The organism is Microbulbifer sp. MCCC 1A16149, assembly GCF_050368945.1.
Taxonomy (GTDB): domain Bacteria; phylum Pseudomonadota; class Gammaproteobacteria; order Pseudomonadales; family Cellvibrionaceae; genus Microbulbifer.
Genome location: NZ_CP185959.1, coordinates 515,281 through 541,313, shown reverse-complemented (window position 1 = coordinate 541,313; position 26,033 = coordinate 515,281). Strand labels below are relative to the sequence as shown.

At 58.6% G+C, this 26,033-nt stretch carries 20 protein-coding genes; 10 read left to right on the top strand and 10 right to left on the bottom strand.

From position 1 onward, the window contains the following. Window positions 1-197: 197 nt before the first annotated feature. Window positions 198-2,153, top strand: coding sequence for a PhoX family protein (locus tag ACONT6_RS02230; RefSeq protein ID WP_428820255.1), 1,956 nt, complete (start codon window positions 198-200; stop codon window positions 2,151-2,153). Window position 2,154: 1 nt separating this feature from the next. Here the strand turns inward: ACONT6_RS02230 and msrQ are convergent, their stop codons facing one another. Further along, window positions 2,155-2,784: a protein-methionine-sulfoxide reductase heme-binding subunit MsrQ gene (gene msrQ, locus ACONT6_RS02225; protein ID WP_428820254.1), complete on the bottom strand. Its 630-nt coding sequence runs from the start codon at window positions 2,782-2,784 to the stop codon at window positions 2,155-2,157. Continuing rightward, on the bottom strand, window positions 2,784-3,785 hold the full coding sequence (msrP, locus tag ACONT6_RS02220; protein ID WP_428820253.1) for a protein-methionine-sulfoxide reductase catalytic subunit MsrP: 1,002 nt from the start codon (window positions 3,783-3,785) through the stop codon (window positions 2,784-2,786). Before msrP ends, msrQ begins: the two co-directional genes overlap by 1 nt. A 344-nt stretch (window positions 3,786-4,129) precedes the next feature. Here msrP and ACONT6_RS02215 point away from each other — a divergent pair, with 344 nt between their 5' ends. Then, window positions 4,130-4,276 (top strand): lmo0937 family membrane protein, encoded by a 147-nt coding sequence (locus ACONT6_RS02215; protein ID WP_160154582.1) that lies wholly within the window; start codon window positions 4,130-4,132, stop codon window positions 4,274-4,276. Window positions 4,277-4,375: 99 nt separating this feature from the next. Here the strand turns inward: ACONT6_RS02215 and ACONT6_RS02210 are convergent, their stop codons facing one another. Next, window positions 4,376-4,984, bottom strand: a complete 609-nt coding sequence (locus ACONT6_RS02210) for a MarC family protein (RefSeq protein ID WP_428820252.1) — start codon at window positions 4,982-4,984, stop codon at window positions 4,376-4,378. Between the two features lie 68 nt (window positions 4,985-5,052). Between ACONT6_RS02210 and aceK the strand changes: the two genes are divergently transcribed. From aceK to ACONT6_RS02195, 3 genes are all read left to right on the top strand, one after another. Continuing rightward, window positions 5,053-6,816 carry a bifunctional isocitrate dehydrogenase kinase/phosphatase gene (aceK, locus tag ACONT6_RS02205; RefSeq protein WP_428820251.1) on the top strand — a complete coding sequence of 588 codons (1,764 nt, stop codon included), beginning with the start codon at window positions 5,053-5,055 and terminating at the stop codon, window positions 6,814-6,816. 131 nt (window positions 6,817-6,947) lie between these two features. Continuing rightward, window positions 6,948-7,988, top strand: coding sequence for an AraC family transcriptional regulator ligand-binding domain-containing protein (locus ACONT6_RS02200; RefSeq protein ID WP_428820250.1), 1,041 nt, complete (start codon window positions 6,948-6,950; stop codon window positions 7,986-7,988). Between the two features lie 36 nt (window positions 7,989-8,024). Then, window positions 8,025-8,546: a hypothetical protein gene (locus tag ACONT6_RS02195; RefSeq protein WP_428820249.1), complete on the top strand. Its 522-nt coding sequence runs from the start codon at window positions 8,025-8,027 to the stop codon at window positions 8,544-8,546. A gap of 21 nt (window positions 8,547-8,567) precedes the next feature. On the opposite strand, the gene ppk1 is transcribed toward ACONT6_RS02195, so the two are convergent. Then, window positions 8,568-10,637: a polyphosphate kinase 1 gene (gene ppk1 / locus ACONT6_RS02190; RefSeq protein ID WP_428820248.1), complete on the bottom strand. Its 2,070-nt coding sequence runs from the start codon at window positions 10,635-10,637 to the stop codon at window positions 8,568-8,570. 154 nt (window positions 10,638-10,791) lie between these two features. On the opposite strand from ppk1, the gene ACONT6_RS02185 reads away from it, so the two are divergent. Next, window positions 10,792-12,282 carry a Ppx/GppA phosphatase family protein gene (locus tag ACONT6_RS02185; RefSeq protein WP_428820247.1) on the top strand — a complete coding sequence of 497 codons (1,491 nt, stop codon included), beginning with the start codon at window positions 10,792-10,794 and terminating at the stop codon, window positions 12,280-12,282. Window positions 12,283-12,289: 7 nt separating this feature from the next. Beyond that, window positions 12,290-13,780: a protein adenylyltransferase SelO gene (locus ACONT6_RS02180; protein ID WP_428820246.1), complete on the top strand. Its 1,491-nt coding sequence runs from the start codon at window positions 12,290-12,292 to the stop codon at window positions 13,778-13,780. Window positions 13,781-14,173: 393 nt separating this feature from the next. Here the strand turns inward: ACONT6_RS02180 and ACONT6_RS02175 are convergent, their stop codons facing one another. Further along, window positions 14,174-15,376, bottom strand: a complete 1,203-nt coding sequence (locus ACONT6_RS02175; protein WP_428820245.1) for an endo-1,4-beta-xylanase — start codon at window positions 15,374-15,376, stop codon at window positions 14,174-14,176. Between the two features lie 276 nt (window positions 15,377-15,652). Here ACONT6_RS02175 and ACONT6_RS02170 point away from each other — a divergent pair, with 276 nt between their 5' ends. Both ACONT6_RS02170 and ACONT6_RS02165 read left to right on the top strand, forming a co-directional pair. Next, window positions 15,653-17,053 (top strand): glycoside-pentoside-hexuronide (GPH):cation symporter, encoded by a 1,401-nt coding sequence (locus ACONT6_RS02170; protein ID WP_428820244.1) that lies wholly within the window; start codon window positions 15,653-15,655, stop codon window positions 17,051-17,053. Between the two features lie 24 nt (window positions 17,054-17,077). Next, complete coding sequence (locus ACONT6_RS02165; protein ID WP_428820243.1) at window positions 17,078-18,682, top strand: glycoside hydrolase family 43 protein; 1,605 nt, start codon at window positions 17,078-17,080, stop codon at window positions 18,680-18,682. A 134-nt stretch (window positions 18,683-18,816) separates the two neighbouring features. On the opposite strand, the gene ACONT6_RS02160 is transcribed toward ACONT6_RS02165, so the two are convergent. After that, the gene (locus tag ACONT6_RS02160; protein ID WP_428820242.1) at window positions 18,817-19,494 is read right to left on the bottom strand and encodes an NUDIX hydrolase; all 678 of its coding nucleotides are present in this window, start codon (window positions 19,492-19,494) and stop codon (window positions 18,817-18,819) included. Between the two features lie 223 nt (window positions 19,495-19,717). Here ACONT6_RS02160 and ACONT6_RS02155 point away from each other — a divergent pair, with 223 nt between their 5' ends. Beyond that, on the top strand, window positions 19,718-20,131 hold the full coding sequence (locus tag ACONT6_RS02155; protein ID WP_428820241.1) for a DUF2147 domain-containing protein: 414 nt from the start codon (window positions 19,718-19,720) through the stop codon (window positions 20,129-20,131). Window positions 20,132-20,287: 156 nt separating this feature from the next. On the opposite strand, the gene ACONT6_RS02150 is transcribed toward ACONT6_RS02155, so the two are convergent. From ACONT6_RS02150 to parC, 4 genes are all read right to left on the bottom strand, one after another. After that, window positions 20,288-21,835, bottom strand: coding sequence for a DHA2 family efflux MFS transporter permease subunit (locus ACONT6_RS02150; RefSeq protein ID WP_428820240.1), 1,548 nt, complete (start codon window positions 21,833-21,835; stop codon window positions 20,288-20,290). Beyond that, window positions 21,832-23,004, bottom strand: coding sequence for an HlyD family secretion protein (locus ACONT6_RS02145; RefSeq protein ID WP_428820239.1), 1,173 nt, complete (start codon window positions 23,002-23,004; stop codon window positions 21,832-21,834). The genes ACONT6_RS02150 and ACONT6_RS02145 overlap by 4 nt, the downstream gene beginning before the upstream one ends. Beyond that, window positions 22,997-23,446 (bottom strand): MarR family winged helix-turn-helix transcriptional regulator, encoded by a 450-nt coding sequence (locus tag ACONT6_RS02140; RefSeq protein ID WP_428820238.1) that lies wholly within the window; start codon window positions 23,444-23,446, stop codon window positions 22,997-22,999. The genes ACONT6_RS02145 and ACONT6_RS02140 overlap by 8 nt, the downstream gene beginning before the upstream one ends. A 176-nt stretch (window positions 23,447-23,622) precedes the next feature. Then, on the bottom strand, window positions 23,623-25,872 hold the full coding sequence (gene parC / locus ACONT6_RS02135; protein WP_428820237.1) for a DNA topoisomerase IV subunit A: 2,250 nt from the start codon (window positions 25,870-25,872) through the stop codon (window positions 23,623-23,625). Window positions 25,873-26,033: the final 161 nt, after the last annotated feature.

Below are 26,033 nucleotides of genomic sequence, written 5' to 3'. Positions count from 1 at the left end.
AATTTGTGGGCGCAGGCTAGTCTTGGGATATGAAATTTGCGTTACGCTTTTTTTAAATTTGTCATAAAGCGCCGCTAACCTTGGTTCACTGAAACCACAACCTGTCTGAAGTAAGTGCAGAAGAAAGCGCAAACAAAGCCGGCAGAGGGCTCCAGCAACGGGCGGTGGCGCAAAAATGAATAATTGGTGAAGAATTTATGACACACGGCAAGCAACCCGACAGCACTGAACAGACCCCGAGCAACCCCCAGCGCCGCACGTTGCTCAAAACCCTGGGGGCAGCAACCGCCGCCACGGCCGGTGCCACACTGCTGCCCGGATGTACGCAAAAAAATACGCCCAGGGCACAGGAGAATCTCGGGTTCAAAGAGATCCCGCACCGTCTCGATTTCACCCACCACATACCACAGGGCTACAGCGCCGACCGGGTGTTGAGCTGGGGGGATCCGCTGGATGGATTCAGCGAGCCATTCAGTCCGGAAAAGCTGACCGCCCCGGAACAGGCACGCCGCTTCGGCTACAACAATGACTTCATTGCTTATATGCCGCTGGCCGAGGATGCGGGGCCCGGTGAGGGAGACAGGCATTGCCTGAGTCGCAACAGCGAGCGCGGCCTGCTGTGCGTCAATCACGAATACACCCAGCCGCACCTGATGTTTGCCGGCTACAGCGAAGACAGCGCCAACCGCGGTACCAGCGACGATCACATTGCCATTGAGCAACAGGCCTGCGGCCACACCGTGGTGGAAATCGAGAAAACAGCGCACGGCTGGCAGCCGGTTGCGGGCAGCCCCTACAACCGTCGCCTGTCCCTCACCACCACCATGGAAATCGTCGGTGCCGCCGCGGGCGATCGCCGTCTGCAGACCAACGAAGACCCCAGCGGCACGCAGGTATTCGGAACTGTGGGAAACTGCGCCGGGGGCAAGACACCCTGGGGAACGGTGCTGATTGCCGAGGAAGGGTTTGGCGGCGCTTTCCAGGGAGACCCGGACAACATTGCGGATGAAACAGAGGCGCGCAATCACCACGCATTTGGCATCTCACCGGACAACCGCAACTGGGGAGACTACGACCGCCGCTTCGATATCAGCGTGGAACCGAACGAGCCGAACCGCTTTGGCTGGATGGTGGAATACGACCCCTACGACCCGCTATCGACTCCGCGCAAGCTGACCGGCCTGGGCCGTTTCGAACACGAGGGTTTCACCCTGGTGAGCAAGCCCGGACAGCCCATTGTGGCCTATGGCGGCGACGACGATGAGCACCAGTTTGTATACCGCTTTGTATCCCGCGGTATTTATCGCCCGGGCGACAACCGACACAACCGCGAGCTGCTGACCGAGGGCACCCTGTACGCGGGGCAGTTTTCCGAGGGCGGCAGTGGGCGCTGGTTGCCGCTGGTACACGGCCAGGGACCGCTAACCACAGCGAACGGGTTTCGCAACCAGGCGGATGTGCTGGTGGACGCACGCCGTGCAGCGAAACTGCTGGGCGCGACACCGATGGACCGCCCGGAGGATGTGGAGACCAATCCGGTCACCGACTGCACCTATGTGATGCTGACCAAAAACAAGAAGCGCAAGCCGGACGAGGTAAACGCGGCCAATCCGCGCGCGCGCAATACCGCGGGCCATGTGCTGGAAATTGTGCCGCCGGGACGCAGCGGCGAACGGGATCATGTCAGAGACACTTTCCACTGGAATACCTTCTTGCTCGGCGGCAATCCCAATGCGGAGAGTCCGGCAGAGCGCGGCGCTTACGGCCAGCAGCAGCCCGGCAATATTTCCCCCCACGGCTGGTTTGCCAACCCGGACAATGTGGCCTTCGACCAGCGCGGCAATATGTGGATCGCCACCGATGGCTGTGAGAGCTTCGGTTTTCACGATGGGCTGTGGGCGATGGCGACCGAGGGGGAGCTGCGCGCGGCACCCAAGCACTTTTTTGGCTGCCCTGAAGGCGGGGAAATCTGCGGTCCGGAATTCACTCCGGATGGAAAGACCCTGTTTGTCTCGGTACAGCACCCGGCGGACGCGGACAACTCGACGTTTGATCACCCGATACACCGCTGGCCGGACAATAATCCACAGCTTCCGCCGCGGCCATCGGTGCTCGCCATTCACAGAGACGATGGCGGTCTGGTCGGGAGCTGACTCAACGCCGCAGTGAAGTTATCCACCTTGAGATAGAAGCCCGCCGCCACAGCAACAATGCCAGAGCGATAGCGAAATAGATCGCGGGCTCTATCCAGCCACTCTTCACCGACCACCAGAAATGCCAGCAGGCGAGCAGCACCACGATATACAGCAGGCCGTGGAGCTTTTTCCAATTGCGGCCCATTTTCCTGAGCAATGCGGGTAGCGAGGTAATCGCCAGCGCCAGTAATATCAGCCAGGCGGAAAATCCCAGCAGGATATAGGTGCGCTTGACCAGCTCACCACCGATCAACGACCAGTCAAGGCCGAGATCCAGCGCCAGCCAGGCGCTGAAATGCAGGGTGGCCCAGGCGAAGCACCAGAGCCCAAGCGGCCTGCGCAGCCGGTTCAGCTGGCCGAAATGCAGGGATTTCGCCAGCGGGGAAACCAGCAGTGTGAGCAGCAGCAGGCGAATGGTGCCCATTCCCAGATAGTGAATTAGCTCCTTCACCGGGTCCCCGCCAAGACGTCCCTGATTGATAGCCACGAATAACCACAACAGTGGCAGCAGCGCCCCCAGGTGCACACATACCTGTAGCGTGATCGCCAGTGGTTTGCGCCAGGCGGCGCCAGATGCAGAGCGGCTCATCAGTAAAACTTTTTCAGGTTCATCCCGGAGTAAAGGCCAGCGACCTCTTCCCCGTAGCCGTTGAACGGCAGGGTCGGCTGGCGCTTTACCGAAAACAATCCACCGGGGCCGATAAAGCGCTCGCTGGCCTGGGACCAGCGCGGGTGGTCCACGGCCGGGTTCACATTGGCGTAGAAACCGTATTCCTGCGGCGCCAGCTTGTTCCAGCTGGTGGGCGGCATGCGCTCCACCAGCTTGATCTTGACGATCGACTTGATGCCCTTGAAGCCGTATTTCCACGGCACCACAAGGCGAATGGGCGCCCCGTTCTGAGGTGGCAAGGTTTTGCCGTACAGCCCCACGGATAGAATGGTCAGCGGGTGCATGGCCTCGTCCATGCGCAGGCCTTCGACATAGGGGTAATCCACACCGCCCCCCACATAGCGATTGCGCTGCCCGGGCATCTGCTCCGGATCGTAGAGGGTCTCAAACGCCACATACTTGGCGCGGCTGGTAGGCGCAAAGCGCTGCAGGAACTTGCCCAGCTCAAACCCCACCCAGGGAATCACCATGGACCAGGCCTCCACACAGCGCATGCGATAAATGCGCTCTTCCAACCCGATCTCATTCATCAGTTTCCACACATCCACCGTCGCGGGCTTTTCCACCTCTCCCTCGACGGTGAGCGTCCAGGGTTCAATTTTCAGTCCCTGGCTGTTTTCCGCCGGATCTGTTTTGCCGGTGCCAAACTCGTAGAAATTGTTGTGATTGGTGACCTTGTCTTCCGGAGTGAGCGTTAGCTCCGGCGCCGGTTTCGCGGCGGTGAATTCCAGCGGTTTGCGCGCGGCAGTCGCGTTCTTGTCACTGCCGAAAAGGTCCAGGGCGTGGGTGTTGCGTGCCAGCAGCAATCCGCCGATACCCGCACCGAGCCCTTTCATCACGGTGCGCCGCGAGACGTAAGCGGATTCTGCAGTGGTGTGTGCTTCGGTGAGTGCGCTGCGCGGGGGTTTCTTGATCAGCACGGTATTTCTCCTGGGAGTGAAAACGGTTTGGCAAGTTACTGTCGGACCAGCGGCGATTTTCTTACAAATGCCCTCGACCGGAATGCACTGGCTGCGATGCCCTACCACGATTCTAAGAACATTTTCCCATAGCTTGGTTCACGCATATTTCCTATCGCAATGGCGAAGGTGTCGGGAAAGCCGGTATCGGGAGAATCCTGTTCTGGTGGAAACGAAACTCCCACACTAATGTTTTAGCTCAGACGTCACGCGCTCCGATGAGCCGTGGCTGAAGGCCCACACCAGCCGATACAGCTGGTCTATCTAGCTGGCCTAGCTAGCAGGTCTATCAAGAGGTACTGGACATGCTCGAGACGATTATTGTCATTCTCGTAGTGCTCTGGCTGCTCGGGCTCGTGAGCTCTTACACCATGGGTGGCTTTCTGCACATATTGCTGGTTATCGCGGTTATTCTGCTGATTCTACGTCTGGTGCGGGGCCGCGGACCATAATCTGAAACGGGTTCCCGCACTGCGGACTCGCCCATTAAAAACGCCGGATATCCGGCGTTTTTAATGGGTTGGGGAAATACACGCTTGCGTGATGACCACTCAGGTCAAAAAGAATTGCTGTATGCCCACCAGCACGTTAGTGGTTGCCACCGAGGCCAGGATCAACCCCATCACCCGGCTGACGATGCTGGCGCCAGCATTGCCGATCCAGCGGAAAATCCAGTTAGCGGTGAGCAGCAACAGCAGCACAATGCCGAGCACAGCGAGCATGGCACTGGCGGTATTCACCTGGTGAATGGGGTCGAAGCGGTGGTTGTCGGTCAGCACCACCGCCGCCAGCATGGCACCGGGGGAGGCAATGGACGGTACCGCCAGGGGAAAGATAGCGGTTTCGTGGCCTTCGCGGATAATTCCGACCTCCATCTCAGGCTTCCCCTCACCGAAAATCATGGTGAGCGCAAACAGAAACAGCACAATACCCCCGGCTACCTGAAACGCCGACAGCGGCACGCCGATGGCCTCCAGCAGATACTGCCCGAGCAGCAGGAAAAACATCAGGATACCGGTGGCGACCGCCACCGCCAGAATAGCAATCTTGCGCCGCTGCCACTCGCTGTGGCGACCGGTGACAGCGATAAATACCGGCAGAGTGCCCACCGGGTCTATTACCGCAAAGAAAAAGACAAAGCTACTGATCCAATCGTCCAAGTGATCTCCCGAAGCGGCGTGCTAGTATCGGCAAGAAGGAAGGATGTGATTCCAACAGAGTCTAGTGCATGACAAACCATTCCCCGACCGCGCGTCGTATCGCCAAAACAATTCTCAATGGCTTTGATGCCTATTTTGCCGATTTCCAAAACATTACCCTGGGGGCAAAGGCGCGGTTCGAAACCGCCGCCTGGGAGGCGGTGCAGGAGACCAACAAGGAACGCATTGACCTGTACAAGGTCAAGGTCAACCAGGTGCTCAAGCTGGTGCACTCGGTGACCAGCAAGGACACCACCCAGCTGGAACTCTGGGGCCAGGCCAGGGCCACCTATGCCCAGCTGATTGCCAACAACAATAATTACGAGATTGCCGAAACCTTTTTCAATTCGGTGTTCTGTAGCCAGTTCCAGCACGCACATATTCACGACAGCCATATCTTCGTCAAATCGTCCCGCGCCCCGGATGAGAAGCCACTGCGCGATTACAGCATCTATATCAGTTACAGTGGTCGCGACGGTCTGGAGGCGATGATCGAGGACATTCTTGCGGATTACGGATTCTCCATCCCGTGGGAAGACATGCCGCGGGATGTGGCCAATATCTGCAACGCACTGCGCAAGGGCCCGCTGGAAGGAAAGCTGGACAGCGAAGAGGACGAACAGCGGCTGCGGGTGGATATGCTGGAATCCGTCTTCTACCGCAACAAGGCAGCCTACCTGGTGGGTCGCCTGATGTTCGCCGGCGAGGTCATCCCCCTGATCATGCCCTGCCTGAATAACGGGCGCGGCAGGATATTTGTCGATACGCTCATTACCGACAACGATTCTGCCAGTATCATTTTCAGTTTTACCCGCTCCTACTTTATGGTGGATGCGCCCATCCCCTCGCGATTCGTGCGCTTCCTCTCCACCATCATGCCGCTCAAGGAAAAATCCGAGCTGTATAACTCCATCGGCTTCCACAAACACGGCAAGACCGAGTTCTACCGGCACATCCTGTCCCACATGAAGGTGAGCAACGACAAGTTCGTGATTGCCCCCGGCATCAAGGGGATGGTGATGAGCGTATTCACGCTGCCGTCCTACCCGGTGGTGTTCAAGGTGATCAAGGATAAATTCGACAATCCTAAAACCGTCACCGAAGAAATCGTGCGCGAAAAATACAAATTTGTATCCCGTGCCGACCGGGTGGGACGCATGGCGGATACCCAGGAATACACCAATTTCATTTTTTACCGCAATCGCTTCAGCGAGGAACTGCTGGAAGAGCTGCAGACCCTGGCGCCATCCAAGCTGCATGTGGACGACAAGTGGGTCATCATCAAGCACCTCTATGTTGAACGGCGCATGGAGCCGCTCAATCTCTATCTGGATACGGCCAACGAACAGCAAACCATCGAGGCCATGGAAGAATACGGCAACGCCATCAAGCAGCTGGCGGCGGCGAATATCTTCCCCGGTGATATGTTGTTGAAAAACTTCGGGGTCACCCGTCACGGCCGGGTGGTGTTTTACGATTACGACGAACTCTGCCCGCTGACCGAGTGCAATTTCCGCAAGATCCCGGAACCGCAGACCAGCGAACAGGAAATGGCAGACCGCCCCTGGTATACGGTGGCGGAAGCGGATGTATTCCCCGAGGAATTTCGCCTGTTCTTCTCCGGCAACCCGGTAGCGCGCCAGGCGTTTGAAAACGAACACAGCGATCTTTACGACTATCACTACTGGCAGCGCCTGCAAAAACGTATACGCGCCGGGCGGGTGGACAGCACCTTCCCCTATCGCCGCAAAGTGCGCTTTCGTCGGCTTCCGATCAAACGCAGTTCACAATGAGGCCGTAGCGGCCCTTGCCCGCCGCTGCGCGATTCAGTAAAACTGACCGGAACGATTATCCGTGGTGCAAACATCACTGCGGTTAATGCCGGGATATTCCCCAGAAAAATAATAAAAATTCTGGATCAGTTATGGATTTCAATGCACGCCTGATTCCCCTGCACCGGCATCCGCTCGGGTTTATCGAGGCATTCACGGCACTCGGTGCCGACCAGTCTGCTCTGTTAGCCGGCACGGGTATTTCCTCCGCCATGTTCCAGATGCAGGAAGCCCGTATCAGTTACCACCAGTGGCGCGCCCTGCTCGCAAACGGTGTGCACCAGTGCCGACACCCGCAGTTGGGGCTGATTGTCGGGCTCGAATTTGACTGGAGTTTCTGGGGCCCAATGGGCTTTATGCTGGGATGCAGCCCGAGCCTGAAGGAGGTCGCAGAATCCTTCCGCCGCTATATGGTTACCGTGCAGCCGTTTTACGCACTACATGCCGGTCGTTCAAATTCTTACCTGGACAAGGGCAATCGGGTAGTGGAACCGATCAATTACGCCACTTCCCAGGACGCGGACCCGGTGCTGAAAGATTTTCTGCGACAGTTCCGCCTGGTCACTACCCTGCGCATCTGGGATAGCTGTGGCAACAAATCGGTCGCCGATCCCGACATCCAGGTACGCCTGGATCTGCCGCAGCCATCCAGCTACGGCTACTACGACCAGCTGCCCTGCCAGTCCCTGGAATTTGGGCACACGGGATCGAGTATTTCCGGCAGCATCGAGCTGGTGTTCAAACGCTTTCGCCCATTGCGACTGCGCACATATGAGCGCTTGCAGCGGGAGTGTGAGCAAGAGCTGGAATGTTTCGCCGAACGCTTCAGTTTCGCCGAGCGCGTGCGCTGGCACATGCGTTCGCACTTTACCCCGGAACTCGAGCTGAACCAGGTAGCAGAGCAGCTGCAGATTGCACCGCGCAACCTCTCACGGCGGCTGTCTGCAGAGGGCGAGACATTTCGCAAACTACTGCACGAGATCCGTATGGAAATCGCCGTGCACCATCTGCGTCAATCCTGCCTTGCGGTGGAAGAGATTGCGGACTATACGGGTTTCTCCTGCGCGTCCAGCCTGCGCCGCGCAGTAAAAAACTGGAGCGGCAAAACCGCCAATGAACTGCGCATTGGCTGACGCCGGAAAATCAGCGGCTATAGTTAGGAAAGCGGTTTGGTACCGATGGAGGTAGAAGTGCGGTATTTCGGCTGTGATGCCCTGTGCGTCGGCGTGGCAATGTGTAGCCTGGCAATGACCGGCTGTGGCTACCTGCCCAGTGAAATGGAACCCGACCCCAAAGCCGGGGCGCCAAAGGCGGCCGCGGGCGTGAGCATCCACGCTGCCAGCTGCGAGACCCGCGCCAAGGGCTACAAAATCCTGTCCTTCGACGATCTCTACAATTTCACCGACGACCCGCGCCATCCATTTCAGCCCGCCCCCAACCTGCCCGCCAAGTACGACGTGCGCGCCTATGTGTGGGGATACGACAACTGCCTGGAAAAAGGCAGATGTGAGCACGGGGATTACTACTGGCTAATCAAGCGGGGGCCTGAGGGTGATTTCAGTACCTGGGTGGTGACCCCGCAGTTCCCCCGCATCACCATCGAGTCCCGCTGCAAGAACGACCTGAAGGTGGGGCAGCGTTATCGCTTCTCCTTCGATAACGGCAAGCTGGTGGGGTTCAGTAAAAACTGAGCGACAGCAGCGCTCCGCCTGTCACAATTCCCGTTTTTTCAGAAATCGGTAGATCGCATCCTGCGAGCGCACATCGCGCTTGCTGTTGCGGTTGGCGATACGCCCGTTGCTCTGGTCCGCATCCAGCACTCGCGCTTTCTGATTGTCCTGCCACTGCAGTTCCAGAATTTCCATTACGGTCTCCCGGTGCTCGGCCCGCAACAGCGGAAAGGTGACTTCCACCCGGTGGTCCAGATTGCGGGTCATCAAATCCGCGGATGACAGATAGACCTGTTCGTCGCCACCATTGTGGAACGCGTATACCCGCGCATGCTCCAGATACTTATCCACCAGGCTGATGACCTTGAAATTGTCGGAGAGCCCTTTGGTCTGGCACAACAGCGCACACATACTGCGCACGATAATCCGCACCTGAACCCCGGCGGCACCGGCGCGGTACAGGTGCTGGATAATTTCCGAATCCACCAGGTTGTTGCACTTGATGAAAATCTCCGCCGGTTTCCCCGCGGTTGCCGCAATAATCTCCCGGTCGATACACGCCAGCAGGTTCGGGCGGTTGGTGTAGGGCGACATCCAGATATGGTGATAGTCCGGTTGCAGGTGTGGCTGCTGGATAAAATCAAAAACCCGGTACGCGTCCTCTCCCAGTTTTGCATCACTGGAGAGCAGGCTGAAATCACAGTAAAAGCGCGCAGTACTCTCGTTGAAATTACCGGTACCCAGGTGGCTGTAGTAGCGGTCGCGCCCGTTTTCCTCGCGCGCGATGGAAATCAGCTTGCAGTGGACCTTCAGCCCGGGCACCCCATAGATGACATTGACCCCGGCATCGCTCAGTTCGTTGGACCAGTGGATATTGGCCTGTTCGTCGAAGCGCGCCTGCAATTCCACCACCGCAGTCACCTGCTTCTGGTTGCGGACCGCATTGATCAGCGCCGCCACCACCCGCGAGTTCTGCGCCACCCGGTACAGGTTGATGCGTATCTCACGCACCTTGGGATCGATCGCCGCCGAGGCGAGCAGTTTGGTGATCACCCGGAAGTCGTGATACGGGTAATAACACAGGCGGTCGCCCTCCCGCAGCCAGTCGAAAATATTGGCGCTGTCCGGCAGGGTGGGTAGAGGATCGATCTTGCGATAGGTGTGCCGCTTGCTATCCGCGGGAAAGCTCATGAAGTCCTTGGAGTTGTGATAGCGGCCGCCGGGTGTGTAACTGTCATAGCGCCCCATCTTCAGCTTCTTTTTGATCAGCTGCAGTAGCGCTTCCGGCATGGTGGAGTCATAGACCAGCCGCACCGGCTCGGCCTGCTTGCGTTTCTTCAGGGACTTTGCCACCCGGTCGACAATATTCTGGGTAACGTGCTCCCCCAGTTCCAGTTCTGCATCGCGACTGATCTTGAAGGTGTAGGCGGCGGCGTTTTCGATGGGTAGCACATTGCGGAACACATCCACCAGACAGGCGCGGATCACATTGTCGAGTACGATATAGACCTTCTCGTGTCGCTTTTCCCGGTGAGGAATGGCGACAAAGCGCGGCAGGATATCCGTGGGCAATTCCAGCCCGGCGAAGCGCAGTCCCCCGTCCTCAAGCTCCAGATAGATGCCGAAGTAAATACTCGCTTCATTGAGCAGCGGCATGGTATCCCGGTCATCGATGAAAAACGGCTCCAGCTCCGGCAATACCTCGCCGTGGAAATACTCCTCCACGTAGGCGCGCTGATTGTCGGTGAGCTGACGCTCGTTGATGACGTGGATATTGTTCTGCCCAAGGTCCTTAAGCACCTTGGTATAAGCGTGGCCAAAGCGCGCCTGCAAGCGCAGTACCTTTTCATTGATTTGGCCAAGCAGATCGGAAAAGTGCTCCTTTTTCTTGCTCCCCTTGGCAAAAGTGGCCAGCCGCCGTACATCCGCCACCCGTACCCGGTAGAATTCATCCAGATTGTTGGAGAAGATGCCAAGAAAGCGCACCCGTTCAATAATGGGCACGCTCTCGTCTTCCACTTCCTGCAGTACGCGGGCGTTGAAGGAAAGCCAGCTCAGCTCCTTGGGATACAGGGGAATGTCTTTTGCCATACTCTCTACAGCATTCTCCATGGAAAGCGGCTCCGTACGATTCTGTTCCGAACGGAACAGGCCTGTTGGCAGAGCAAAATTATTCGGTTTCAAGCTGATAAGCGCTCTCAAAAGCCATAGGTGATGACTACACAGTTTGCTACATTTTTGTTACGGGAATTTGACAACGATTAAGATGACAGCCGATAACGCCGCTGATACCAGCCATGAACGCTACGCCGCCCTCGACCTTGGCTCCAACAGTTTCCACCTGCTGCTGGCTGAATTTCGCGATCAGCGGATGGTGCGCCTGCATACCGACCGCGCCATGGTGCGTCTGGCCGAGGGGCTCGACAGCGAGCGGAATCTGGCACCGGACGTCGCCGAGCGCGCACTGGAGGCCCTGCGTCGGTTCGCACCGGTGATCCAGGAGCTGCCGTTGGACAATGTGCGGGTGGTGGGTACCAATACCCTGCGCGCCGCCAGTACCCGTGCAGATGGATTCCTGGAGGCAGCGGAATCCATTCTCGGCGCTCCCATTGAAATCATTTCCGGCATCGAGGAAGCGCGCCTGATCTATTCCGGCGTGATGGCCGCGGCAGAGGGAACACCGAGCCTGCGCTGTGTCATCGATATCGGCGGCGGCTCCACGGAACTGGTACGCGGCGTGGAAACCCCCAAGTTGCTGCAAAGTGTCAGTATGGGCTGTGTCGCCTTCAACCGCCGCTTTTTTGACAGCGGAAAAATCGATGCGGGCAAGCGCAACAATTTTGTGCGCGCCCGTCGCGCCGCCCAGGCGGAGTTACAGGAACTCCAGCATATGGCGGACGATGCGCTGGTGATGGGGGCATCCGGTACCGTCAAATCCGTATCGCGGGTACTGAACGACGGCGAGCTGCTGCCGATCCTGCGCGACGATCTGGAAAAGCTCGCGGACAAGGTGGCCAACTGCAAGACCGTCGACGCCATCGACCTGCCCCATCTCGACCCGCAACGGCGCCCGGTGTTCGCCGCCGGCCTCGCCATCCTGCACGGTATTTTCCGCGAGCTGGATATCCAACAGATGCATATCTCTCCCTATGCCATTCGCGAAGGCATCGTGCACGACCTCGCCGGCCGCGCCGCCGGTGGCGACCGCCGCGCCGATACCGTGGCGACCCTGATGGAGCACGGAGAAATCGATCCCGAGCAGGCGAGGCGGGTCGCCAATACCGCGCTGCAATTTCTCGGCCAGTTGAACCCTTATTCACAGGTTGCCCAGCGCCGCCTGCTGCACTGGGCGGCAGACCTGCACGAGATCGGCCTGGCTCTTTCCCACAGTAGCTTTCGCAAACTGGGGGCCTATATGATCGAGCACGCGGATATGGCGGGGTTCAGCAAAAGCGAACAGGAAAACCTGGCCTATCTGGTGCGCAATCAGCGCGGGGATATAAAGGCAATCAAGGAGCACTACGGTTTCCACCCCGGTAGCGAACTGCTACTGTGCCTGCGTCTTGCCTGCATCGTGCACCGGGATCATGTAGACCGCAGTATCGACGGCCTGAACCTGTCGGTGGATGGCCCCGGCTACCGCCTGTTGGTCCCAGAAGACTGGATGTACCAGCACCCGGCCATCGAGGACCTGCTGGAACTGGAAGTGGAATGCTGGGAAGACAAAAACATCAAACTGACCGTACAACAGATCTAGGCACCCCGTGAGTAAACCCGCCACCGGCGCAACGTCCCTCAGCAAATTGCACCTGCAGCATCACTTCGCCGACCTGGGCCCGGTGTTCGGCACCCCCACCGCGCCCACGCCGCTGCAGAATCCGCACACCATTCATGTGAATAAATCGGTGATGGCTCTGCTGGGTATAGATCCCGGCGAAGCGGAGCACCCGGAGTGGGCCCTGCTCACCACTGGTGGCCAACTGTTTCCCGGCAGCAAACCTTTCGCGATGAAATACACCGGACACCAGTTCGGCGGTTACAACCCGGACCTGGGAGACGGCCGTGCGTTGTTGCTCGGGGAAGTTGAGCACGATGGCCAACGCTGGGAACTGCACCTGAAAGGCGCGGGTAAAACCCCCTACTCCCGCTTTGGCGACGGCCGCGCAGTGTTGCGCTCGACCATTCGCGAATATCTGGCCGGGGAGGCACTGACTGCACTGGGTATCCGCAGTACCCGCGCACTATCGATTGCGGGTAGTGACGAGCCGGTTGCGCGGGAAAAAATGGAAACCGGTGCGGCGCTGATTCGCGTGGCGCGCAGTCATGTGCGCTTCGGACATTTTGAATACCTGTTTTATACCCGTCAGCTGGAGGCCCAGAAAAAACTGGTCGCTTTTGTGTGTGAGCAGTTTTTGCCGGAGGTATGCGACCAGGCGACGGAGGTCCAGGCTGAAGCCCTGTTGCGGTATACCGTAGCACGCAGTGCGGAGCTGGCGGCGGGCTGGCAGTCTGTGGGGTTCGCCCACGGGGTGTTGAATACGGACAATATGTCGATCATCGGCGATACGTTCGACTTCGGTCCTTACGGTTTCCTCGATGATTACGAGCCGGGCTTTATCTGCAACCATTCGGACCACACCGGCCGCTATGCCTTTGATGCACAGCCGGGGGTGGTTTTGTGGAATCTGAATGCGCTGGCACACGCCTTTTCCTCGCTGCTGGATACGGAAACGCTGAAGGATTGCCTGGGGAAATTCCAGCCGTTGTTGATCGACTACTACGCGGGGTTGATGCGGGCCAAGCTGGGGCTGGCGGTCGAGGACGATGGGGATCAGCAGTTGTGTGCGGATCTGTTGCAGCTGATGGAACACGGGCGGGTGGATTATTCGCTGTTTTTCCGCGCCCTCAGCCACTATTCCGGTGAGCGACCGGCTGCCGCGCTGGAGGTGCTGGTTGCACCGGCACAGCACGAGGCGCTTGCAGATTGGTTGCGACGCTACGACCAGCGGTTGCAAAAGGAGTCCCGCTCCGCCCAGGAACGCAGCAAGGCCATGCTGGCGACGAATCCCAAATTTGTTCTGCGGAACTATCTCGCGCAACGGGTGATTGAAGCGGCGGAAGCCGGGGACTATCAGCCTCTGGCGACTTTTTTTGACTTGCTGCAGTCTCCGTTTGAGGAGCATCCGGGATTTGAAGACTGGGCGGCGGCGCCTTCGGATTCAGGGAAGCATTTGCCTATTAGCTGCTCGTCTTAGGTATTCTTGGTCTTTGATTACTAGCTGGGTTACGGGGCACATTTTATTGGTGCCAGGTGGCGGCGGCGCACTGGGGATCTGTTTTTGAAACCGCCATGAATACATCCCTGTAGGCTGCGTCGGAAACATCCCTGTTTCCGACGCTTTCAAAAACAGATCCCCAGCACTCCCCCTTCATTTTAAATACCGTTACTTCGTTAGCGTTATTTCAAACCGTCCTTGGCTAAATAATATTCCAGGCTATTCGCTAAGGCCTCGCTTGCAGGTACAACCTTCCCAGACCCTATGCGGCCCGGACGGCCGCATCCGAGCCCCCATGGATGGGTTCACGGCGTGTCTGGGAAGGTTGTACCTGCTGGCGAGGCCGCCACAGCGGCAGTTCAGTGCTCTTGGTCAACCCCGCTGAGTAGCAGCTTTCAGACCAGCTACGGAGTAATAAGCCTGCTTAGGCCGTCCCTCACGATCAAACATCAGCGGATAGTTGGTACGCCCAACCACCGGCCAGTCGTTCTTCCAGGATTCCCCGTCAGTCGTGCCCCAGAAAGACACCCGACGAATTTTGTCCCGGTGCTTCAGGAACAGCTTGAACAGAGACTCGTAACGGGCCGCCAGTTCATCGGCGACCTTTTGCGGCAGCGCTTCGGGGAACGGATTGAGTTCATCGGAATATTCAAACTTGGTGGATATCTCCGCGCCCATATAGTCGTAAGCCTTGGGCAATACATCCACATCCAGCTCGGTAATATGCACATCCAGCCCTGCCGCGGCAATCGCCTCGATGCTCGCCTCCAACTCCGCCAGGGCCGGATCTCCCAGGTGTACATGAGCCTGCATCCCCACGCCATTCACCGGCATGCCTTTGCGGCGGAAGCTGGTGATCTGCTCCAGTGCAAAGTCGCGCTTCGCCGGCAGGTGCATGCTGTAGTCGTTGTAGAGTAGCTCCGCGTTGGCATCCCCCTCCCGGGCAAGATGGAAGGCGCGGGAAAAGTAGTCCTCCCCCAGGGTGTTGTACCAGTGGCTCTTTCGCCACTCGCCGCTGTCGGCAACCGCCTCATTGACCACATCCCACGCCTGGATTTTGCCGCGATAGCGATCCGTCAGTGTGGCGATGTGGCTCTCCATGGTTTTTTGTACCTCGGCTGCCGGGCGCAAGCGGCCGTGGTGGTCGACAAACACCGATTCCGGCATCTGCGAATGCCACACCAGGGTGTGGCCAATGGTGTACATCCTGTGGCGCTGACCGAAGTCCACAAAGTGATCTGCCCGCTGCCAATCCCAGGACTCCGCCTGCGGATGGATCTCCTCCCACTTCATGGCATTTTCCGCAGTGATCGCACTGAATTCGCGGGCGACCAGCGCTTCGGTGACCGGATTCTCGGCCAGCAGGGTGGTATTGGACAGCGCGGTACCGAGCTTGAAGTCAGTAGCGAATAGCCCCGCCAAACCGTTTGCCTGCCCCGCGCCGGGTGTGGTCCCGGCGAGTAGCCGGGCGGGCACGGCACCGCCTGTTACCAGGCCCAGCGCTGCTGCCGAGAGCGTCCTGCGCAGGAACTGGCGTCTTTGGCGATTCATCGCCGGGTTAACGGATTGCTTCATGGCTTCTCATCCTCTGCTTTATTGTTGTTCTGGAACCTTTTTGGGCAATATTTAGCCGTCCCATGTAAGAGCGGCCTCCGGGGCAAACCGCTAGACAGCCCGGGCGCCTGTGTTATAGTCAACAAGACTATTATGAATATTCGGCGAAAGCCACTGATTCAGCAAAAGTCAGTCAAAAGAAAAATAACGGCAAAAAACAGCGCCGGCACGGAACGATCCGCAGACCGGGGCAGATCAATATAGCGGTTGATAACAATAAAAAACCGAGAGAAAACCATGCAATCTTCAGCGATCAGTATCCGCGAGAAAATCGGCTACGGCCTGGGTGATACCGCCAGCAATATCGTATTCCAGGTGGTGATCAACTTCTTGCTGGTGTTTTACACCGATGTATTCGGGATTTCCGCTGCTGCGGCCGGTACCCTGTTACTGGTGGTGCGTATCTTCGACGGCATCACCGATCCCCTTGTCGGCGGGATGGCGGATCGCACCCGCTCGCGCTGGGGACGCTACCGGCCCTATCTGCTACTGATGGCACTGCCCTATGCAGGGCTTGCGGTACTGGCCTTCACCACGCCGGATCTTGGGGATAACGGCAAGCTGGTATACGCCTATATCACCTATACCCTGCTGATGACCGTCTACACCGCGATCAATATTCCCTATTCCGCCCTCGGCGGGGTGATTACCGAAGACACCACCGAACGCGCCTCCATCCAATCCTACCGCTTCGCCATGGCAATGGTGGGCGGCGCACTGGTGTCCGCGCTGACACTGCCGCTGGTGAACCTGCTGGGCCAGGGGGACAAGGCGTTCGGTTACCAGATGGCAATGGCGGTAATGGCAGCCATTGCGGCACTGTGTTTCTTTATCTGCTTCTGGTCCACCCGCGAACGGGTCAAGCCCGAAGCCGATGCACAAACAGACAATACCGGGCTGGTAAAAAACTTCGCCGGGGATTTTTTCAACCTGTTCCGCAATAGCCAGTGGGCGATTATCGCTGCGGCGACCTTTTTCCTGCTGGTCCTGGTGGCCATGCGCGGTGCGGTGACCCCGTTTTACGTCACCTATTATTTCCAGTCCGAGAGCCTGGTAAGCATGTTCGTCACCCTGCCCATGCTGGCGGGTGTTGCCGGCGCAGTGAGCACCAACTTCCTGACCAAACGTTTCTGCAAGGTACGACTGTTCAACTGGTCGATGATCGGCGTGGTTGTTACCCATGCGGCCCTGCTGCCACTGGGGCGCGACCAGGTTTATCTGGCACTGGCGCTGGCCATGGCTGCCAACTACGTGCACATGATCGCGATCCCGCTGGTGTTCTCCATGGTGCCGGATACCGTGGACTGGTTCGCCCGCAGGGGACACCCGAAGAAAATGGCCATGGCCTATTCCGGCCATCTGATGGCACTGAAACTCGGCCTCGCGTTCGGCGGTGCCAGTGCGGGCTGGCTGCTGGGATATTTTGACTATGTGCCCAACGCCGAACAGAGCGAACGCACACTTACCGGCATCGTGCTGATCTTTGCCGCGGGTCCGGTCATCTGCACCCTGATCACCATGGCGATATTCCGTCGCTACCGCCTTACCAATGCCTGCATTGCCGACGGCGCGCAGACTGCGCAGGCCGCGGAGTTATCCACACCATCCCCCAAAGCCGCTCCTGCGGCCTCCAGCTGAATTTGTTTACGAAGTAAGGACGTGATGAATAATCCAATACTGAAAGGCTTCAACCCGGACCCCTCCATCGTACGCGTCGGGGACGATTACTATATCGCCACCTCCACATTTGAATGGTATCCCGGGGTACAGATTCATCACTCGAAAGACCTGGTGAACTGGCGACTGGTTAGCCGGCCACTAAATCGCGCGGCGCTGCTCGATATGCGCGGCAACCCGGATTCCTGCGGCGTCTGGGCCCCCTGCCTGTCCTACTGTGACGGGCTGTTTTACCTGGTGTATACCGATGTAAAACGCTTCAACGGCAGCTTCAAGGACGCGCATAATTACATCACTACCTGCGCCAGCATCGATGGCGAATGGAGTGACCCGGCGTATGTAAACAGCAGCGGTTTCGACCCTTCGCTGTACCACGATGATGATGGTCGCAAGTGGTTCCTGAATATGGTGTGGGATCACCGCACCGGTAAAAACCCTTTCGGCGGGATTCTGCTGCAGGAATACGATGCGCAGGCGCAGAAGCTGGTCGGTCCGATTACCAACATTTTTCGCGGTACCGAAGCGGGGCTTACCGAAGCCCCGCATATCTACAAGCGCAACGGCTACTACTACCTGCTCACCGCAGAGGGCGGCACCGGTTACGAGCACCGTATGACGTTCGCCCGAGCGGAAAATATTCAAGGGCCCTACGAGCTGGACCCGGCCGGGTACTTCCTCACTTCTGTGGATAACCCGGATCTGGTGCTACAGCGCTCCGGCCACGGAGACATTGTGGAAACCCCCCGGGGGGAAGTTTTCGCGGTGCACCTCGCCACCCGCCCACTGCAAGGGCGCAAGCGCAGCCCACTGGGTCGCGAAACGGCAATTCAGCGCGCGCAGTGGAGCGAAGATGGCTGGTTGCGGCTCGCCCACGGCAACAATCAGCCGCGCGCCACCCTGGACGGACCGGACCTGCCGCCGCATCCCTGGCCGCAGGATCCAGCCCGGGACGATTTCGACAACACCTCCCTGCCCATGCATTACCAGTGGCCGCGCACGCCCTACCCGGAAAACTTCTACAGCCTCGAGGATCGCCCCGGACATCTGCGTCTGTACGGCAAGCAATCCATCGGCAACGAGTTCGAACAGGCGCTGATTGCCCGGCGCCAGCAGGCCTTCCGCTTTTCCGCGACAACCCGTGTGGAGTTTGAACCCGAGACGTTTCAGCAGATGGCGGGTATTACCTGTTACTACAACGGGCAGAAATTCCACTATCTGTATATTTCCCACGATGAGGAGCACGGCAAACACCTGGGGATCCTGAGTCACAGCGAAGGCGAAGTCACCGACCTGCAATTTCCCCTCGGGCTTTACGGTTCCGGTGATGAAAAGGTGGTGCCGGTCCCGGCCAACAGGGCCCTTTGGCTGCGCGCAGAAGTGGTCTACGACGAGCTGGACTTCCTCTGGTCGGAGGATGGGGAAAACTGGCAATCGGTGGGTACCACCCTGGACTACAGTATTGTGTCCGACGAGGCGGGACGCGGCGAGGGAGCAAGCTTTACCGGCGCCTTTGTGGGCATGGCCTGCCAGGATATTTCCGGGGCCAACCGCCCCGCTGACTTTGATTTCTTCGAGTATCTGGAGCTGTAACCGGCTCGAGGAAATCGGAGCCTGAAGATGCCTGAGTTTTCAGGTAGAAAGTGGTGAGTTGTCTCTCTCAAAGATCATTGGCCCGGGGCATTTGCGCTCCGGGCTTTTTTATTCCGTCGATAAAACCCAGCACCTTAAACCTCGAATACAAAGCCCTGCTCGGTGAGTTTCTTGTACACCGTGAGATCGAACCGGTACAGGTTGGCAGCGCGATAACTGACCCCGGACTGTTTCTCGTCGGTGTTAACCAGCAGGTTCATCTTCATCATTTTGCGGCGAAAGTTTGGTTTGTCGAGGGTGATATTCAGTACCGCTTCGTACAGGCGCTGCAACTCCAGCAGGGTGAACTTCTCCGGCAACAGATTAAAACCGATGGGTTCGTGTCGCACCTTGTGTTTGAGCCGTGTCAGTGCCGCGCTCAATATGCGCTGGTGGTCAAAAATCAATTCCGGGGTGTCCCGCACATTGACCCACTGCGCATCCATCTCTGATTTACCCACGGACAGCACGTGGGCATCGGAGCGCACCAGGGCAAAGAAGGCCACGGTGATGATGCGATCGCCCGGGTGCCGGTCCAGGTCGCTGAAGGCGTGCAGCTGTTCGAGAAAGATATCCTTGACCCCGGTGCGATCCTGCAGCACCCGGCTGGCCGCCTGCTCGAGGGTCTCGCTCTGCTTGAGCCAGTCCCCCGGAAGTCCCCAGCGACCGCGGCTCTCGCCCTCCCCGTGCTTGACGATCAGCACTTTCAGTTCGCCGTCATCGAAACCAAAAATGACGTTGTCTACCGTGAGTGCGTGTTTCGGAGTATCCATAGATCCGCTTCTGACCGGGCTTCCGGCAAGAGCTGCCGCCGGAGCGTTATTTTAATTGGGTAAAACTGCGGATTATTCCACAGATACCGGTGCTTGGCAGCGCCAGCGGGACGCGGCCCGGGCGCGCCAGCAATGAACATCTACACTAGAATGGAAACGCCCATGCAGAAACCGACCATATATGGTGTTATGGTCACCCCTCTGTTTTAGCGATGGATCCATTATGAAAACTCTATTTCTTGCCTTAATCAGCCTGTTGCTCACTACCCAGCTTGCGGTCGCCGATGTGGTGGGTCGCTGGCAGACGATCGACGATGAAACCGGACAGGCGAAGTCGATTGTGGAAATTTACGAACAGGGCGGTAAATACTACGGTCGCGTTGTCGATCTGCTGATGAAGCCGGACGATACGGTGTGTGATGCCTGCCCTGGTGACAGAAAGGGCCAGAAAATCGTCGGTATGAACATCATCACCAATATGGTGAAGAAAGGGGATGTTTACGAAGGCGGCCAGATTCTGGACCCGACCAAGGGCAAGGTTTACGACTGCAAGATGTGGGAGGAAGGCGGCAACCTGAAAGTGCGGGGTTACCTGGGCTTTTTCTACCGCACACAGACTTGGCAGCCGGTTAAATAGCCGGCCGCCCGGTTAGCGGGTTTTGGGGGCGCCGTCTTGGTGGCCCCGTGCTCCACAACCTATCGACAAATATTCCGCACAGGGCCACCAGGGCGGCTTTCGCATCTGGTCTCGCGGCCTGTATGAGCAGTGGGGCAACTTTTGGTTTGATTTAACTCAGTTTTTTGCCGGGCTGCTTTTTTCCGGATTTGATAACAGAAATACCAGTGGCATTGCCGCGATGTTGATCCACATCAGCATCTGGAAATCATTCACGTAAGCAATTTCCGCGGCCTGGCGGGTCACTTCTTCCATCACGACCCCGGGCAGTGCGGAAATCGAATCCGCCGGCGGCAAACCGCTCAGCATACCGGCGGGCAATTGCACCCGCTCTCCCAACTGCTGCTGGTTGATCCACAGGTTGCGTGTCAGCGCTGCCATCACGATCGATACCCCGATACTGCTACCGAGATTTCGCGACAGGCTGAATAGCGCGGTCGCCTCTCCCCGAAAGCGCGGCGCCAGGGTGGCGTAGGAGAGCGTGGAGATCGGTACGAATACCAACCCCAGTCCCAGCCCCTGCAGCACGCCGGTGACAATCAGGTCGTGCTGGCTCACCTGCAGATTGAACCCGGTCATTTCCCACAGGGAGTATGAAACCAGCCCCATGCCCAGCAGGATCAACCCGCGGGCATCAAAACGCTGCATCAGCTTGCCCACCACCATCATGGAAATCATGGTGCCGACGCCCCGCGGCATCAGGATCAGGCCGGTGGTCACCACCGGGTAGCCCTTCCACTGCTGCAGGAAAGGCGGCAATAGCGCCATGGTGGCGAGCAGGATAATGCCCACAACAAAGATAAACAGCAGTCCGGAAACGTAGTTGCGATCGCGGAACAGCTCCGGGGAAAGAAACGGGTTGCTGGTAGTGCGGGAGTGCACCACGAACAGGTATAAACCGAGCACGGCAAGGATGGCGTACAGCTGTATTTCCAGCGCCTCGAACCACTCCACCTGCTCACCGCGGTCGAGCAGCATTTGCAGCGCACCCACCGCCAGTGCCAGCAGGCCGAATCCGAGGCTGTCGAAGCGCTGCTTGCGGGTTTCACTTTCCGGCACACAGAAATAAATCCCGAGCATGGAGAGGATGCCGAACGGCAGATTGATATAGAACACCCAGCGCCAGGAGTAGTATTCCGTCAGCCAGCCACCCAGTGTTGGCCCCAGCACCGGGCCGATCATCACTCCCACACCCCAGATGCTCATGGCGGATGCGTGTTTTTCCTTGGGAAAGGTGTCGAGCAGCGTGGCCTGGGAAAGGGGGACCAGGGAAGCGCCGAATACCCCCTGCAGCAGTCGCCACAGGATCATTTCATTCAGGCTGCCCGCCTGGCCGCACAACATGGAGGTGATGGTGAAGCCACCTACCGACCACAGGAACACCTGCCGGCGCCCGAAGCGCTGGGCCAGGTAGCCCACCGGCGGCGTCATGATCGCGGCGGCGACGATATAGGAAGTCAGCACCCAGGTGATCTGGTCACTGCTCGCGCCCAGGCTGCCCTGCATATGTGGCAGGGCCACGTTGGCGATGGTGGTATCCAACACCTGCATGATGGTGGCGAGCATGATACTGACGGTGATCATCGCCTCGCCGCCGGAAGCCCGCGGCGCCGTGATCGGCGCGCCGCTACCGGAACCTGCCGCGCCGCTTACCCCGGTGCTCATGGAGCCAGTACAACCCGGCCGCCGCTGGCATCGGTCGCGCGGGCGGATACCAGCTTTTTGTCTTCAGAGATATCGATTTCGACTTCCGCGCTCATGCCGGCACGCAGCACCGGTCGATCTTCCGCGGGCAGCAGACGCAGGCGCACCGGCACACGCTGCACCACCTTTACCCAGTTGCCGCTCGCATTTTGCGGCGGAATCAGCGCGAACTCACTGCCACTGGCGCCACTGAGGCTTTCTACTAAAGCCTGGAATTTCACTCCGGGATAGGCATCGACAGTAATTTCTGCCTGCTGGCCCGCGCGCACGTTTTCCAGCTGGGTTTCCTTGAGGTTGGCTTCCACCCACATGGCCTCGGTGCCGAGCATGCTCACCACAGACAGCCCCGCCGGGGCCATTTCCCCCACCTGCGGCGCTTCGTTGGCAATGACACCGGCAACCGGTGCGACGATTCGAGTACGCGACAGCTGGTAGCGGGCCTTGTCCAATTGCGCCTGGGCCACCATGACATCCGCCTGCTGCTCCAGCGGCACCTGGGAATTCCCCCCCAGTTCCGCGCGCAGGCTGGCGAGCTTTTCAGAGCTGATGGCGATACGCGCACGCGCCTGATCCAGCTTCTGGCGGGATTCATCCAGCTGGGACTCCGACAGTGCCACCTTGCCCAGTTTTTCGTTGCGCTCCAGCTGGCGCCGGAAAAACTCCGCGTCCGTCTGCGCCTGTTGCAACTCAGCTTCCGCTTCTGCGTACTCGGCCTGACGGGCGTGCACCTGGTTTTTTACCTGTGCCAGATGCGCCTCGGCTTCAGCAACCGCGAGCCGAAACGGAGTATCGTCCAGCTGTACCAGCAGGTCGCCCTTGTTCACCGCCTGATTCGCGCGCACCGCGACCTCGGCCACAATGCCGCTCACCTCCGGTGCCAGGGAAATCTTGTCTGCCTTCACATAGGCATTTTCCGTGTGCACGCTGCTGCCACCACCCCAGATTGCCCAGACTGTTACGGCACTCGCCACCACAATACCCAGGGCGAACCCGACGCGGCGGGATTTCTGCTTTTGCGTGGTATCGCGTTCCATGTCGTTACTTTTCACACTTTCCACCGGATTACCTTCTACTGAAATACCTTTTGCTGGATTACTGTCCACGGTTTTGTTCTGGGCGGGTTCAGTCACCTGGCACCTCCTCTCGACTCAGGTTCTGGTGAACGCGGGTCAACAGGTTCATCAGCTGCTGTTGCTCTTCGGCAGTGATTCCCGACAGCGCCTGGCTGCGTGTTTCCGCGGCAAGCCCCTGCAGAATTTCCAGCACAGGTGCCGCAGCCGCGGTGAGATAAATCCGGAAACATCGGCGGTCCTGGGGATCCTGTCGGCGCTCTACCAACCCCTCCGTTTCCAGCAGGTCGATTTGGCGAGTCAGGGTGATGGGCGCCACGTCCATGCGCTCGGCAAGTTCTGCCTGCTTCATGCCCTGGCTGCGGTTGAGGATCCACAACACCTGCCAGCGCGATCGCGTCAGACCGTGGGATTTTGCGCGGCGGTCAAAATTGCGTTTTAGCAGGCGCGCACTGGTGTGTAGCTCGAACCCCAGCTGTGCAGCGATATCGGATTTATTCATTTTTCACTTAGCAGATTGCGGGGTATGCAGGAATTCGCCCCCGATTAAGCGGGCTTATTGTAAGCATGCTTACTAATATCGCAAGCAAACTCCTGACTGACCGGTTTCAAACCAGGAGCGCAGACACAAAAAAAGCGGCCTGATGGCCGCTTTAAAATCGTTGGGGTGCAAGCAGATTACTTCTTCTGCACTTCCACCTTGTCTACCTTCTGGAATCCACGCGGCAGCTTGTTGCCGCGTCGCCCCCGCTCCCCCTGATAATGCTCCAGCTCCGCGATCTTGATCTTGGTGTGGCGTTTGCCGGCGTGGACGAGCAACTGGTCGCTGCCCTCCAGCACCGCGATGCCCACCACAAATTCCTCGCGGCTGGCGGCGCGGGCTGCGGGAATGTTGATGATCTTGTTGCCTTTGCCCTTGGACAGTTCCGGCAGCTCGGAGACCGGGAATACCAGCATGCGCCCTTCACTGGTCACCGCAGCGAGCAGCGCGCCATCCGGATTTTCAATTTCCTGCGGCGGCAGTACACGGGCGTTTTTCGGCAGGCTCAACATGGCCTTGCCCGCCTTGTTGCGCGACTGTAAGTCCGCATATTTGGCGATAAAGCCGTAGCCCGCATCGCTGGCCAGCAGTACCTTCTGATCGTCTGCGCCCATCAGCAGGCCTTCGAAAGTGGCCCCCGACGGCGGATTGATACGCCCGGAAAGCGGTTCGCCCTGGCCCCGCGCCGACGGCAGGGTATGCGCGGCAATGGCGTAGCTGCGGCCGGTACTGTCGAGCAACAGCGCGGGCTGGTTGCTCTTGCCGCGGGCGGCGTATTTGAAACCATCCCCCGCCTTGTAGCTGAGTGAAGTCGGGTCGATATCGTGGCCCTTGGCCTGACGGATCCAGCCCTTGTCGGACAGCACCACTGTAATCGGGTCGGAGGTGAGCAGATCCGTCTCATTAAAGGCCTTGGCCTCCTCGCGCTGTACGATCGGCGAGCGGCGCTCATCGCCGAATTCGTCGGCGGCCTGCAACAGTTCCTTTTTGATCAGTGTTTTCAGGCGGCGCGCGCTTTCCAGAGTCTTGGTGAGGGTATCGCGCTCTTTTTCCAGCTCTGCCTGCTCGCCGCGGATTTTCATCTCCTCGAGACGGGCCAACTGGCGCAACTTGGTATCGAGGATGTATTCGGCCTGCACATCGCTGAGCTCGAAGCGGCGCATCAGCTCCTGCTTGGGCTCATCGTGGGTGCGGATGATCTCGATAACTTCATCAATGTTCAGGAACGCAACCAGCAAGCCCGCCAACAGGTGCAGTCGTTTTTCGACCTTGTCGAGACGGAACTGCAGGCGACGGCGCGTGGTAACGGTACGGAAGCTCAGCCACTCCGTCAGGATCTTGTCCAGGGACTTCACCTGCGGGCGACCGTCGATACCGATCATGTTCAGGTTGACCCGGTAGCTCTTCTCCAGATCGGTGGTGGCGAACAGGTGGTTCATTACCTGGTCCAGGTCCACCCGGTTGGACTTGGGTACGATCACCAGACGCGTGGGATTCTCGTGATCGGACTCGTCACGCAGGTCGGATACCATCGGCAGCTTCTTGGCCTGCATCTGAGCAGCGATCTGCTCCAGCACTTTGGAGCCACTGGCCTGGTAGGGCAGCGCGGTAACCACGATATCCCCGTCTTCCCTGGTCCATACCGCACGCATTTTCACTGAGCCCTTACCGGTCTCGTACATCTTCTGCAGATCGGCACGAGGGGAGATGATCTCAGCCTCGGTGGGCATGTCCGGGCCCTGGATAAACTCGCACAGCTCACTGACCGTGGCCTTGGGGTTCTCCAGCATATGTACGGTGGCATCCACCACTTCGCGCAGGTTGTGCGGCGGAATATCCGTGGCCATGCCCACCGCAATACCGGTGGTGCCATTCAGCAGGATATTGGGCACCCGCGCCGGCAGCACCGCGGGCTCATCCATGGTGCCGTCGAAGTTGGCCTGCCAGTCCACCGTGCCCTGCCCCAGTTCGGACAGCAGCACTTCGGAATATTTGCCCATACGGGATTCGGTATAACGCATGGCCGCGAAGGACTTGGGATCGTCCGGAGAGCCCCAGTTACCCTGGCCATCCACCAGCGGATAGCGATAGCTGAACGGCTGCGCCATCAGCACCATTGCCTCGTACACGGCGCTGTCACCGTGGGGATGGTACTTACCAATAACATCGCCCACGGTGCGCGCGGACTTCTTGTACTTGGCCGTGTTCTTCAGGCCCAGCTCGCTCATGGCGTAGACAATGCGGCGCTGAACCGGCTTGAGGCCATCGCCGATATTGGGCAGGGCGCGGTCGAGGATCACGTACATGGAATAATCCAGGTACGCCTTCTCGGTGTACTCCGCCAGGTGCTGGCGTTCTGACGCGTCAAAGACAGAGGGCTCGGTCATACTGCGAGAGTCTCGTTATTTTGTTTGAAGAGGGGGATTATGGCGGACACCGGCGAGGGGTTCAAAGCCCCTGCACCTTACGCTGTTTCCTGCGGCCGCACACAATCCGGATTGCGGACTCCGGGGCATTCCTGATAAAAACAGCTTAATGCATCGATGCG